Consider the following 12,549-nt stretch of genomic DNA (forward strand, 5'->3'; position numbering starts at 1 on the left):
CTGCAACACGGCTCGACACGCCACGACCGGGTCCGCTCTTCTGACAGCGTCACGGTAAGCGCTCGGATCGTTCTGGCCATCAACGACTGTTCAACCACACCCGTGTGCCACGGCAGCCAGCGCGCTCAGGCGCCGAAGGTCCGCAGCGGGCCGGTGTAGGGCTTGGCCGGTGGTGGGGCGTACTCACCGCGGCCGCTGGTGCGCAGACCGAGGCCGGCGAGACCGGCGACCATCGCCGTGGCCACCGAGACGCCGTCGATTACCGGAATCTCGAGATCGGCCGACAGAGAGGTACACAGGTCGGCCATGCCGGCACAGCCGAGCACGATCACGTCGGCGCCGTCGTGATCACGTGCCGCTCGGCACTCGGCGAGAATGCGGGCCGGTGCGGTCGGGTCGGCCTCGAGGTCCAGGACCGCGATCTCGCAGGCGCGCACGCCGCGGCAGACCGACCGCAACCCGTACCGGTCGACCAGGTCCCAGGCCCGGCCACGGGTGCGGTCCAGGGTGGTGACGACGCTGAACGCCCGGCCGAGGGTGGCCGCGGCGCGCATCGCCGCCTCGGCGATGCCGAGCACCGGGCCGGTGGCCACCTCGCGGGCCGCGTCGACACCCGGGTCTCCGAAGCAGGCGATCACATAGCCGGCCGCGCCGTCGGCCTCGCCGGTGGCGATCTCGCGCAGAATGCCCGGCACGCTGAGCGCCTCGTCGTAGTGGCTCTCGATCGAGGCCGGTCCCATCGCCGGGGTGACGGCCTCGATCCGCACCCCCGGCCCGGCGGCGAGGCGGGCCGACCTGCCGATCAGGCTGGTCATGATCTCGGTCGTGTTCGGGTTGATGACCCGGATGAGCATGGCGCGGCAACCGTCCAGGGAGATCCGAAGGAGGCCGGAGCACCGGTCCGGGGCCAGGGGCCGCACCGGCCATCTGACGCCGGACGCGGTGGAAGCGGACGGCCACCGGTACGACACGGACCGGTGGCCGTCCACACATCGCGGTCAGCGGGTGGCGATCAGCGGGTGGCGGCCCGCGGTTCGGTCTGCGGGGTACGGGGGCTTGGTACCGGGGCGACCAGGGAGGTCGCGGTGACCGGGGAGCGGCGGGCGAGCAGGTAGTAGACGGCGAGCCCGAGGCCCATCCCGATGAACCAGCTGTACTGGGCGGCGGTGTGAATCCACGAGATCGCCGACCCGGGGATCACGACGGTGAGCATCGCGATGACGGCGCCGACCACCGTGGCGATGACCGCCGGGGGGTTGAAACCCTTGTGGTACCAGTAGGACCCGCGCTCGGACATGGTGAACAGGTCGTCCACGACGATGGTCTGGCGACGGATCAGGTAGAAGTCGGCGATGAGCACGCCGAACAACGGGCCGATGAAGGCGCCCAGTGTTTCCAGCGTGTAGCGGATGACATCCGGGTTGTTGTACAGGTTCCACGGTGTGATGAGCACGGAGCAGACGGCAGCGATCATGCCGCCGGCGCGCCAGCTGATGCGCTGCGGGCTGACATTGGAGAAGTCGAACGCCGGCGAGATGAAGTTCGCGACGATGTTGATGCCGATGGTGGCGGTGGTGAAGGTGAGCGCACCAAGGACGATGGCGAAGGTGCTGTCGATCCGAGCGACGGTCTGGACCGGGTCGGTGATGAGTTCCCCGAAGACGGGAATTGTCAGTGAGGCGGTGAGCACCACCAGCAGGGAGAACACCAGGAAGTTCACCGGAAGGCCAAGAAGGTTGCCGCGTCGGACGGCACCGAAGTCCTTTCCGTACCGGGCGAAGTCGCCGAAGTTCAGCATCGGACCGGAGAAGTAGGAGACGACCAGGGCGATGGCACCAAGCATGATCGAGATGGTGGAGCCGCCATGGCGCTCGCCACCGAGGTTGAGGCTCATCGCACCCCACCCGGCCTTGTAGATGAGGTAGCCGGTGAGGGCGAACATCACGACGTAGACGGCCGGGCCGCAGAAGTCGATGAACCGGCGGATCGTCTCCATGCCGGTCCAGAACACCGCCGCCTGGAGGACCCACAGGGCGGCGAAGCTGCACCACCCGAGCAACGGCAGGCCCAGGAAGCCGTACTGGTGGACATCCGCGTAGGGAGCGAGGCCGCCGAACAGCTTGAGCAGGACGACGTCCAGGGCGGCCGAGGCGAGGTAGGTCTGGATGCCGTACCAGGCCACGGCGATGAGCCCACGGATGATGGCCGGGATGTTGGCACCGAGCACACCGAAGGACGCCCGGCAGACCACCGGATAGGGCACCGCCGCCTGCTGGCTGGGCCGGGCCACGAGATTACAGAAGAAATAGACGATGGTGATGCCCACGAGAAGCGCGACCAGGACCTGCCAGCTGGTCAGCCCGAGCGCGAACAGGCTACCGGCGGTCACATATCCGCCGACGCTGTGCACATCCGACATCCAGAAGGCGAAGATGTTGTAGGTCGACCAGGTCTGTCTGGGTAGCGGAGCCAGATCCTCATTGGCAAGCCGTGGATCGTAACCTGGCTTCACCGCGCCCGAACCGACCGGTTGGCCAGCGGCTTCGAGAATATCTCCACTGCTTGTCGGCAGGTCCCGCGGCGGCGCCGCGGTAGCCTCGGACTCGTTCATTGTTTCTCCCTCGGATGGCTGCGCGGTCCACGCGGGTGATCGGGCGTTTTCAGACACACGACGGGTCGCCGGAAGCGCGGCCCGCTTCGGCGTCAGACCGCTCCGGTCACGGCGAGATGAATCCACCGGCCGGCCTCTGTCGAGAGACAGTAGGGTGGTGATGTTTCTGTCGAATGACGCGACAGATATATCCGCTGGTGGACGGTCGAGGCCGAGTTGCTCCGTGCTGCGCTGATCAGAATCGCGGCCGACCGGCCCGGGGCGGGCAGCCGGCGGTCGGGCGATAAGACGGTCAGGGCGTGGGGCCGGGACTGCCGGGGAGGGAGGCCCGAAGGCGGGCGTGGTGCAGGCGGGAGATCTCCAGCAGCGCCGGCGCGTTCCGAGCCGCGAAGGCGGCGAGCATCCGCTCGTGGTCCTCGTTGAGCGCGGTGACCACGTCGCGCGGCGCGTGGTCCATCGGCCGGGCGGGCTCGGTCATGTTCCAGGCCGATTCGTACATGCGTGCCAGCCGGGGCATGGCGCCGGCGTTGACGAGCGCGAGATGGAACCGGCGGCTCTCGCGATGGTGCCCGCGGGCGTCGCCGGCCTCGATCGCCGCGGCGGTGGCGACGTGCGCCGCCAGGACCCGTTCGTCGTCCGCGGCTGTGGCCCGGCGCACGGCCGCCGCCAACGCGGAGGCCTCCAACGCCTCCCGCACCAGGTAGAACTCGCGCAGCTCGGCGGGCGTGAGCGCCGCGACGGTGTAGCCCGCGCGGGCCCGATGCTCCACCAGCCCCTCACCGACCAGGCTCATCAACGCCTCACGGACGGGAATCCGGCTGACCTGGTAACGCGCGGCGACCTCATCGACCGGGATGGGCAGGCCGGGTGCGGCCGCGCCGTCGAGGATGACCCGCTTGAGCTCGCCGAGGATGGCCTCACGGGCCGATCCATCCCAGTCGGTGGACAGGGTCGCGACCCATGTCACCGGTGGCCGGGGGACTCGCATCCCATCCTCCCAGGGATGGATCCGCCGGGGCAGCTGGCGGGCCGGATCTGCAGTGGACGTCCGGGACTGTAGCCCCGAACTGTTTCGTCCCGTCCGCCGTCAGATCACGTTTGTGCACCGAGCCAGCCCACCCCCGCGAACCGGGCCAGCCCGGCCGTGATCGGGGCGGACCGGACCAGAGGTGCGGCCATGTTCGCCGACCGGACACAATGACCGAACTGACGGACCGAACTGACGGACCGAACTGGCGGAGAGGAGATCGACCGTGCCGGTTTCGCCTCTGCGCCCCAGCGACCCGGCGGAGATCGGTGGTTATCCGGTTGCCGCCCGGCTTGGTTCGGGGGGGATGGGCGTGGTCTATCTGGCCACCGATCCCGCCGGTCGACCGCTTGCCGTCAAACGAATTGCCACCCGATTGGCGGGCGACCCGGATTTCCGGCAGCGTTTCCGCCGTGAGGTGACGGCCGCCCGGGCGGTCGGCGGGGTGTGCACGGTGCGGGTCGTGGCCGCCGATCCCGAGGCCGACCGACCGTGGCTTGCCACCGAATACGTCGCCGGTTCCAGTCTGACCGAGGTGGTGGAGGCCGAAGGCGCCCTGACCGGAGGCGTCCTGGACAGCCTCGCCGTGGGTCTGGCGGAGGCGCTTTCGGCGATGCACCGGGTCGGCGTGGTGCACCGGGATCTGAAACCGTCCAATGTGCTGCTGACCGCGGACGGCCCCAAGGTGATCGATTTCGGGGTGTCCTGGTATGCCGAGTCGACGCCGCTGACCAGTCCGGGCTCGTTGCTGGGCAGTCCGGGTTACATGGCGCCCGAGCAGGTCGCCGCCGGTGAGACCGGGCCTTTCACCGACGTGTGTTCCTGGGCGCTGACGCTCGCCTTCGCCGCCACCGGACGCCCCCCGTACGGGCTGGGTCGACCCGAGGTCCTGCTGTACCGCGTGATCGGGGAACGCCCTGATCTCACCGGCGTCCCCGACCGTCTGCTGCCCGTCCTGCTGGCGGCGTTGCGCCCCGATCCGCGTGGCCGGCCGAGCGCGACGGACCTGCTGCACCAGCTTCTGCCCGCGGCCGCCGACCCGACGGCCGACCCCGCCGAGGCGACCCAACGCCTGCTGGACGAGCGATGGCGGCTCCCCGGCCTTCCCCGCACGGTCACCGACCTCGGCCCCATGCCTGTCATCCACCCTTCGCCACCGGCCACGGGGGCAGCCGTGGCGCGCCCCTCGCCTCCGGCGGCTTCGCGACCAGGACAGCCAGGGCAGCCAGGACAGCCAGGGCAGCCGGTGCCACGGCCAGGGCGTCGGCCGGGGTGGTTGTCGGGCCCGTGGATTCCGGCCGTGATCGCCATCGCGGGTGTTCTCGCCATCGCGATCGTCGCGACCCTGCTCACCCGCGGTGGGCCCGCGAAGCCCACCCCCGGGGCCGGCACCGCCCGCACCGCCACCGCGCCGGCTCCGGGGAGGGCCGTGCCCGTACCTGCCGGGACGGCGCTTCCCGGCCCGTCGCCGTCGCTGCCCTCGACCGGCGGCGGCTCCGTGGCGGCGACTCCGAGCGCCGCCGCCACACCACCGATCGCGCTGCCCGGCCTGTGGCGCGGCGGGTACGTCTGTTCGCAGGGCCCGACCGGGCTATTGCTCAGTATTGTTCTGACCCCGAGCCAGGATCTGTGGGCACGGCTTGACTTCTACCCGCTGCCGTCCAATCCCGGTGTGCCCCGCGGCTCCTACCTGACTCGCATCATCTTCGCCGACGGGGTGCTGAACTTCACCGGTGTGCGCTGGATCGAGCAGCCCCCCGGCTACACCATGGCCAACTTCACCGCGCGTCCGGACGCCACCCGCCCGGACGACCTGGCGGGCCAGGTGCGCCTGGCCGGATGCTCGACCTTCGCCGTCCATCGCCAGTAGTCCCCCGGACCGACCCGCACCACCCGTACGGACCAGACAGCCGCGCGAACGGCATATCCACGCGAACCACATCACGTCACCGAAATCCGACAGATGATCTAGGTCGGGCATAAGGTCGCAGGTGGGGCACGGGGATCGGCGCGAGAACCCGGCGAGGCACGGCGATCCGGTGGACGGTGAACCTGCCCGTCACACGGTGGCTCGCGCCGCGACACGGCCGCTCAGGCAACGTGGTCAACGGGCAGGATCGAACTGGTGCGGACACGGCGAGCGTCCCCGGCGGACTGGGATGCGATCTGGCCTGTCTGGCGCGCCGTCGTGGTCGAAGGCGAGACCTGCCCCTGGCCACCGGACACCGACGAGCAGACCGCCCGCGCCGCCTGGATGCTGCCCTCGCCGGCCGACGTCCTCGTGATGGAGCAGGAGGACGCCGCCGGCCGGATCACCGTGGTGGCCACCGCCCTGCTGCTTCCCAGCCTGCCCGGGCTCGGCGATCATGTCGCCCAGGCCACGCTGCTGGTCGACCCGAAGTGGATCGACCACGGCGGCCCGCCACACCGGGCCCGGGTCCTGGGCGGTGTCGGCGCCCGCCCCGGCGCGGGCGGTGCGGCCGGCCGCGGCGGCGGCCACTGGGAGAGCGCGAGCCGTCTCGCCGCCGAACAGATGATCGAGTACGCGACCGACCGCGGCTACCGGGCGATCCAGCTCAACGCGGTCATCTCGGTGAATCCCAAGCTGGTCGCCCTGTGGCGCTCACTGGCATTTCGGCTGATCGGCACTCTGCCCGCCGCCTATCGCCATCCCTGGCTCGGCGACGTCGACCTCCACGTCATGTACCGCTTCCTGCCGACGCTGGACTGACGCGACGCCAGCAACATTGTCCGAACTTTTTCCGCATCAGGAACACCTACTCGGCCGAACATCTGACCGGGCGACCACCCACCTGATATCGGAAAAATACGGGAACTCCACCAATCGACAAGCAAAAAACGACTGATGGCCGTCATGTGCACACGGGTCGGGCGCATCATGAGGCGGCGACTCCCAATCCGCCGTTCGAGCAGAACCGCTCCGCGGTGCCCTTCCGCAGAGCGACTGGTGCCGAGCCAGTTGTCCTACGTTGCTCGGTCCCGGCGAGGACCGTGTGGTGATGTCCTGCGACTATCTGGCCCGCGAGTCCGGGCTGGTGCGGGCACCGGGCGGCTCGCTCGCCGAGCTGGTCGAAGGTCTGCTGGTGGCGGACCCGCCGTTCGGCGCCGACGGTTCCCGCCCGCAGGTCACCGAGGCCGGCTGGCTGACCAACGGTCAGCGCTCGCCCGCGATGGGCGCGCGTCAGGCCATGGGCGGGCTCGTCGGCTGGTCGCCGCCGGTGGAGAACGCGGGGTACCAGCACTCCCTGTTCCTGGATGTCGAGCTGTGGAACGGCCCGGAGGAGAAGCGCCGATGGTCCTGCGCCTGTCTGGCCGCCGTCTGGCAGCTCGCCCGGCTCGGCGTCCTGCGCCGACGGGGGCGGGACGTGGCGACCCCCGAGCGCGTCTCCCCCGTTCTGCTCGGCCCATGAGCGTTCTGTGAGCGTCCTGCTGGGCGAGGTGCGCACCGCGCTGTCGCGGCACTCCCGGGCGGTGAGCGTGGACGCGGTCGAGGAACTGTTGGAGCTGGCGCCCGCGGCCGTGCGGCTGACCTCACGACCGCTGGCCCGCGCCGTCGTCACCGGTGGCCGGGACGATCTGTCGTCCGGGTTCCTCGGCCCCCGCCGAGTGGATACCGGGGGCGCACACCGAGCCGGAGCTATCGAGCCGGAGCTTTCGTGGGTGTGGGCGGGCGTTGGAGGGGCGGCCGGGGTTCTCCCGACGGTGGGCCAGCATCGTCGCCCGCATCCGCAATGAGCTGGATCTTTCCATCCTGCGTGCACTGTCGGACGGGGCGACACCGCCGCCCACGACGGGCCTGCGTCGCGGGCTATGACGCTTGTCACTTCATCGAGGCGACCGTTCATGGGCAGGGAGAACGGGAACTGTCCCTGACGGACGAGGAGCCTGCCTGTGCGTGAGAGCGCCGCGCCCGATTTTTCGTTTTCCGATATGCAGTCCACGATTGCCGTGCTCACCGTGGTGGCCGGTGCGGTGATCATCGCGCTGACCGCCTCGGTGCTGCTGCACCGGGTGGCCGGACGAATCGGCCAGCATTCCGCGATCGTCGCCGACCTCGCCCACCGCGGCCGCCGACCGATCCGGCTCACCCTGGTCCTGATCGCGATCCAGATCAGTCTGGGCACCACCCATGAACAGGACTGGACCGCCTCATCGGCACGCCTGTGCGGCGTCCTGCTGATCGCCGCCTTCGCCTGGTGCGTGACGGTCCTCGCGTTCGTGTTCGAGGAACTGGCGCTGCTGCGCTATCGGGTGGACGTCGTCGACAACCGCCACGCCCGCCGCGTACGTACCCAGGTCAGTCTGCTGCGCCGGATCACGGTCGCGGTCATCTCGGTCATCGCCGCCGCGTCGATCCTCATGACGATCCCGAGTGTGCGGGTCGCCGGGGCCAGTATCTTCGCCAGCGCCGGAGTCGTCGGCATCGTCGCGGGCCTGGCCGCCCAGACATCGCTGGCCAATGTCTTCGCCGGCCTGCAGATCGCCTTCACCGACGCGATGCGCGTCGATGACGTGGTGGTCGTCGAGGAGGAATGGGGCCGCATCGAGGAGATCACCCTGACCTACGTGGTCGTGCACATCTGGGACGACCGCCGGATGATCCTTCCCTCCACCTACTTCACCACCACCCCTTTCCAGAACTGGACCCGCAAGGAATCCGCGGTGCTCGGTGCCGTCGAACTCGATCTCGACTGGGAGGTCCCGATCGAGGAGATGCGCGCGGAGATGCACCGGGTTCTCGAGGCGAACGAGCTGTGGGACCGACGGGTGTGCGTTCTGCAGGTGACCGACGCCATCGGTGACCACATTCGCATCCGGGTGCTGGTGAGCGGCAAGGACGGCCCCACCACCTTCGACCTGCGCTGCCACGTGCGGGAAGCCCTCGTGCTGTGGCTGCAGCGCAACCACCCGGGCGCCCTGCCGCGCACCCGCGTCGAGTTCGGCCGCCCCGGTCGGGATGTCGGTTCGGCCGTCTTCGGACAGCGTGATTCCGACCCGGCAGAGTTCGACCCGGGAACCTCCGCCAGTACACCAGGTCAACGATCCGGTGCAGACACACGGCGCGAGGGGAGCGGCCGGTATGCCGGCGCCACTGGGATCGCTGGTACCGACAACAACCATGACGGCCACAACGGTGCGCGTCGCGGCGGTGCGATCGGCACGCTCCTGCGCAAGCAGGATCGCCACGACGGCTCCGGCAGCGCCGGGGCCGAGGCCGAGCGGGGTGGGCCGGCGTCCTCATCCCCGCCGTCGGCGCAGCACTCCCACGGCGACATAGCCTCTGATGCCTCGCTGTTCTCGGGTGACAACCCCGATGCGGCCAGGCGCGCCCGCGACTTCAGTGAGGCCCCGTCCGACCCGGACGATGACTCCTTCCCCACGAACGATCGCTCCCACTGAACGATCGCTCCCACTGACGCGGAATCCCTTCACAAGCCGGCCATCCGTGCACGGATGGCCGGCTTGACCGCGTGCCGCCGCAGACCAGTGCCGGCGGTGCCGTCTCCGCTGTCGCCATCCTGCCCGCGGCACCAGCGGCGAGTCCGGACATGACTGACGGCGGCCGCGGGAGCCACCGGGGAGAACCATGTCTGGTTCCTACCGGGGGCGCCCCGCGACCGCCGTCAGAGGTGCTCGGCAGTCCCGGAGATCACCTGTCGGTGCCGCCGTGACCGATACCCGCTCGGTTACCGACGGGCGTAGCGCCGGCTGCGACCGTGCGAGCGGCTGTGACCGGTGCCCACGTTCCGCCAGATCAGCAGCACGAGGATGGCACCGATGATCGAGCCGATGATGCCGGACGGCTGCAGGGCACCCTCGCCCAGGTCCTTGTCGAACAGGACGTAACCGAGAAAGCCGCCGACGAAGGAACCGATGATGCCGACAACAATGGTGCCGAGAATGCCAATGGGGTCGGGCCCGGGAAGAACCACTCGCGCAACCGCGCCAGCGACCAGACCGAGCAGAATCATGACGACAACGAATGTGACCATTTTATTCTCCCTGCCGAGGTGACTGGTTCATTCGTTCCCGTCGACCTGGGTGACAAACGCGGTATTCCAATTTTCTTCCCAGACGTCGTGACACGTCCCGGTGTGGGAGTCAGCTGGCCTTGCGACGGCGGCGGCGGCGTCCGGCCAGGGCGAGCAGGACGATGCCGGCCACCACACCACCGGTGGCCCGCGGGTTGCCGCGGGCGCGCTGACCGGCGGAGCGGGCGGCCTTTCCGCTGGTGGCGAAGGCCTTCTCCGCCGCGGCGCTGGCCTGCGGGTGCTGGGCGAGCCGTTCGAGGGCGGTGCCGAGGGCGCGGTCGCGGGCGTCGATGGAACGGGCGGTCGCGGCGGCCAGCTTCGGGTTGTCGGCGGCCTTGTCCCGCACGGTGCCGGCGACCTTGCCCGCGGCCTCGCGGGTACGTCCGGCGGCGGCACCCAGCTGCGGCGCCAACGTCTGCGCGGCCCCGGTCACCCGCTGACGCACCTCGGCGGCACCGGAGGCGACCCGCTCGCGGGTACCCTCCTCACCCGAGGACTCCGCCCCGGCGTCACTCGCGGTCGACTCGTCCGCATCCGGTTCGTCGGTGTACTCCGACGCGGAGCGGCCGGGGGTGGACGGGGCCACCTCGTCGACCTCCGGGGATGACGGGTCGACGATGACGGCCGCCGCCTCCGACGGGGTGGGGGCGGGCACCACCGGCTCGGGCGAGCCGGCCCCGGTGGAGGTGGCCGCGGAGGTGACGCTCGACGGCGCGGCCGGGGGGATGGGCCGCGAGCTGTTCGGCGTCGCGATCAGTGTGGGATCGGGTGTCGCCGGGTTCGGGTCCGCTGACATCGTCCTGGTTCCCTTCATCTGGTCGTTCTGGTCTCGACGTCTAGCCTGACCTGGCCTGCTCCGCGCACCGCGCGCACCGTCCGGGATGCCTGCGGCCCAGCCCGCCGACGCGGTGCGGGGACCGCGGTGCGTCGGCGGTCGGAGTCGGTGCCGGTGGCGAGTCGGTGGCAGTGCTGGTGGCGGGGAAAAAGTTCACCGCCCATTTCCCGGACGGCGATACCCCATCATCGATGTTGATAACACGATGTGGACGGGGTGATGCGTCACTGCGCCACGGGTCCTATGAACATATCACCCATATCGGGCTGATCTACGCCCATCGTCACGCGGGGTGGCGAGCGGATCCACGCCAGAATCCACATCCTGACACGTCAGGGACAATGACTGAGGTAGCGCCGCTGGGCTGTCTCGGGCGGGCCGAGGTCGGTTACGGTGCAGACGCAGGCCTGGACGCGGCCCGCGCAGGCCGGGACAGCGGCTGGCAGGGAGTGCTGATGCCCGACCCGCAACGAGCCTTCGTCAGTTCCGAGGACGCCCACCCGCAGGATGCCCGGCCGGACGAACCGCGTGCCCGGAGCACCGCGACACCCGACGACCTCGAGGGTGTGTCCGTGCTGGCCGAACGGCTCGCCCGCGGCGAGGTGACCTCGCGGGAGCTGGTCGAGGCGGCGCTCGAGCGGATCGAGGCGACACAGTCGACGCTCAACGCCTTCCGCCGGATTCGCGCCCTGGAGGCCCTCGACGAGGCGGCGGCGGCCGACGCGGCGCTCGAGCAGGGCGCGGCCACCCGAGCGGCCACAGGGTCGGCGGCCGGTGGCACGGCGACCGGCCGGTATCGGCCGGTGCTCGGCGTGCCGATCGCGATCAAGGATGACACGGACATCGCCGGGATGCCCACCGCGTTCGGCGCGATGGGCGAGTTCCCGCCGGCGGCCCGCGACAGTGAGATGGTCCGGCGGCTGAAGGCCGCGGGGGCGATCATCGTCGGCAAGACGAACACCCCGGAGTTCGGCCAGTGGCCGTTCACCGAGGGTCCGGCGTTCGGGGTGACCCGCAACCCCTGGGATCTCGATCATTCGCCGGGCGGGTCGTCGGGGGGTGCCGCGGCGGCGGTGGCGGCGGGACTCGTCCCGGGTGCGATCGGTTCGGACGGTGCGGGGTCGGTGCGCATCCCGGCGGCGTGGACGCATCTGGTCGGTATCAAGCCCCGGCGCGGGCGGATCTCCAGCGCCCCGGTGCGCGAGCAGTTCAACGGGCTGACCGTGTTCGGGCCGCTGACCAGGACGGTCGCCGACGGTGCCCGGCTGCTCGACGCCCTGTCCGGCAGCCTGCCGACCGACCGGGACCGACCGCCGGCGCCCGCGGAGTCGTTCCTCGAAGCGGCCGGGCATCCGCCGCCCCGGCTGCGGATCGGCCTGTCGCTGCACCGTCCCTACAGTGGCATGCCGGCGAACCTCGACCCGGCGGTGCGGGCCGCGGTGGAGCGGATCGCCGAGGTCCTGGCCAGGCTCGGGCATGAGGTCATCCCGGTCGAACCGCCCTACGGGCTGCTCGGCACGATCTTTCTGCCGCGGTCGATGGACGGCATCCGGGACTGGGCCCGGCGGGTGCCCGACCCGTCCCTGCTCGATGCGCGCACCCTGGCCAACGCCCGCACCGGACGGCTGCTGCGCCCGATCCTCCCGCTGACCCGCGCGGCCGAACCGGTGGCCCGACTCAACATCGGCCGGGTCTTCCGCAAGGTGGACGTGGTGCTCGCCCCGACCACCGCGACGCCGCCGCCACGGGTCGGCGAGCTCAACCGGGACACGAACTGGGCGACCGACCAGGCGATCGTCGCCGCCTGCCCGTTCGCCTGGCCGTGGAACGTGCTCGGCTGGCCTGCGGTCAACGTGCCGGCCGGGTTCACCCCGGCGGGGCTGCCGGTGGGCGCGCAGCTGATGGGCCCGGCCACGGCCGAGACCCGGTTGATCTCCCTGGCCGCGGAACTCGAGGACGCCGAGCGCTGGCAGCTGCACTATCCGGGGGAACGGGTCGCCCACATCGGCTGACCCGTACGGCC

11 protein-coding genes are annotated in these 12,549 nt (G+C 70.6%); 6 read left to right on the forward strand and 5 right to left on the reverse strand.

The genetic code is table 11. The annotated features are described in order from the left end of the window. Positions 1-125 precede the first annotated feature (125 nt). The 3 genes from MXD61_RS09465 to MXD61_RS09475 form a co-directional block, all read right to left on the reverse strand. The gene (locus MXD61_RS09465; protein WP_248812467.1) at positions 126-854 is read right to left on the reverse strand and encodes an aspartate/glutamate racemase family protein; all 729 of its coding nucleotides are present in this window, start codon (positions 852-854) and stop codon (positions 126-128) included. A gap of 158 nt (positions 855-1,012) precedes the next feature. Beyond that, positions 1,013-2,611 carry an NCS1 family nucleobase:cation symporter-1 gene (locus MXD61_RS09470; protein WP_248812468.1) on the reverse strand — a complete coding sequence of 533 codons (1,599 nt, stop codon included), beginning with the start codon at positions 2,609-2,611 and terminating at the stop codon, positions 1,013-1,015. Between the two features lie 292 nt (positions 2,612-2,903). Continuing rightward, complete coding sequence (locus MXD61_RS09475) at positions 2,904-3,599, reverse strand: GntR family transcriptional regulator (RefSeq protein WP_248812469.1); 696 nt, start codon at positions 3,597-3,599, stop codon at positions 2,904-2,906. A 265-nt stretch (positions 3,600-3,864) separates the two neighbouring features. Between MXD61_RS09475 and MXD61_RS27975 the strand changes: the two genes are divergently transcribed. From MXD61_RS27975 to MXD61_RS09500, 5 genes are all read left to right on the forward strand, one after another. Continuing rightward, a complete protein-coding gene (locus tag MXD61_RS27975; protein ID WP_308222711.1) occupies positions 3,865-5,508 on the forward strand; it encodes a protein kinase in 1,644 nt (547 codons plus the stop codon). A gap of 255 nt (positions 5,509-5,763) precedes the next feature. Beyond that, a complete protein-coding gene (locus tag MXD61_RS09485; RefSeq protein ID WP_248812470.1) occupies positions 5,764-6,369 on the forward strand; it encodes a GNAT family N-acetyltransferase in 606 nt (201 codons plus the stop codon). A 283-nt stretch (positions 6,370-6,652) separates the two neighbouring features. Further along, positions 6,653-7,069 (forward strand): hypothetical protein, encoded by a 417-nt coding sequence (locus tag MXD61_RS09490; RefSeq protein ID WP_248812471.1) that lies wholly within the window; start codon positions 6,653-6,655, stop codon positions 7,067-7,069. Between the two features lie 7 nt (positions 7,070-7,076). Further along, a complete protein-coding gene (locus tag MXD61_RS09495; RefSeq protein ID WP_248812472.1) occupies positions 7,077-7,394 on the forward strand; it encodes a hypothetical protein in 318 nt (105 codons plus the stop codon). 195 nt (positions 7,395-7,589) lie between these two features. Then, the gene (locus MXD61_RS09500; RefSeq protein ID WP_248812473.1) at positions 7,590-9,059 is read left to right on the forward strand and encodes a mechanosensitive ion channel family protein; all 1,470 of its coding nucleotides are present in this window, start codon (positions 7,590-7,592) and stop codon (positions 9,057-9,059) included. A gap of 287 nt (positions 9,060-9,346) precedes the next feature. Here the strand turns inward: MXD61_RS09500 and MXD61_RS09505 are convergent, their stop codons facing one another. Together MXD61_RS09505 and MXD61_RS09510 are read right to left on the reverse strand one after the other, a co-directional pair. Next, entirely contained in the window at positions 9,347-9,652 is a 306-nt protein-coding gene (locus MXD61_RS09505) for a GlsB/YeaQ/YmgE family stress response membrane protein (protein WP_248812474.1), read from the reverse strand. A 109-nt stretch (positions 9,653-9,761) separates the two neighbouring features. Further along, entirely contained in the window at positions 9,762-10,487 is a 726-nt protein-coding gene (locus MXD61_RS09510; protein ID WP_248812475.1) for a hypothetical protein, read from the reverse strand. A 380-nt stretch (positions 10,488-10,867) separates the two neighbouring features. Between MXD61_RS09510 and MXD61_RS09515 the strand changes: the two genes are divergently transcribed. Continuing rightward, complete coding sequence (locus MXD61_RS09515) at positions 10,868-12,538, forward strand: amidase (RefSeq protein WP_248812476.1); 1,671 nt, start codon at positions 10,868-10,870, stop codon at positions 12,536-12,538. Positions 12,539-12,549: the final 11 nt, after the last annotated feature.

The organism is Frankia sp. AgPm24 (assembly GCF_023243055.1).
Classification (GTDB): Bacteria; Actinomycetota; Actinomycetes; order Frankiales; family Frankiaceae; genus Frankia; species Frankia umida.

Coding starts and splice junctions, on each gene's coding strand:
- MXD61_RS09475 (WP_248812469.1), bottom strand. CDS start 3,599: ATGCGAGTCCCCCGGCCACCGGTGACATGGGTCGCGACCCTGTCCACC.
- MXD61_RS09515 (WP_248812476.1), top strand. CDS start 10,868: ATGACTGAGGTAGCGCCGCTGGGCTGTCTCGGGCGGGCCGAGGTCGGT.
- MXD61_RS09510 (WP_248812475.1), bottom strand. CDS start 10,487: ATGTCAGCGGACCCGAACCCGGCGACACCCGATCCCACACTGATCGCG.
- MXD61_RS09505 (WP_248812474.1), bottom strand. CDS start 9,652: ATGGTCACATTCGTTGTCGTCATGATTCTGCTCGGTCTGGTCGCTGGC.
- MXD61_RS09470 (WP_248812468.1), bottom strand. CDS start 2,611: ATGAACGAGTCCGAGGCTACCGCGGCGCCGCCGCGGGACCTGCCGACA.
- MXD61_RS09500 (WP_248812473.1), top strand. CDS start 7,590: ATGCAGTCCACGATTGCCGTGCTCACCGTGGTGGCCGGTGCGGTGATC.
- MXD61_RS09465 (WP_248812467.1), bottom strand. CDS start 854: ATGCTCATCCGGGTCATCAACCCGAACACGACCGAGATCATGACCAGC.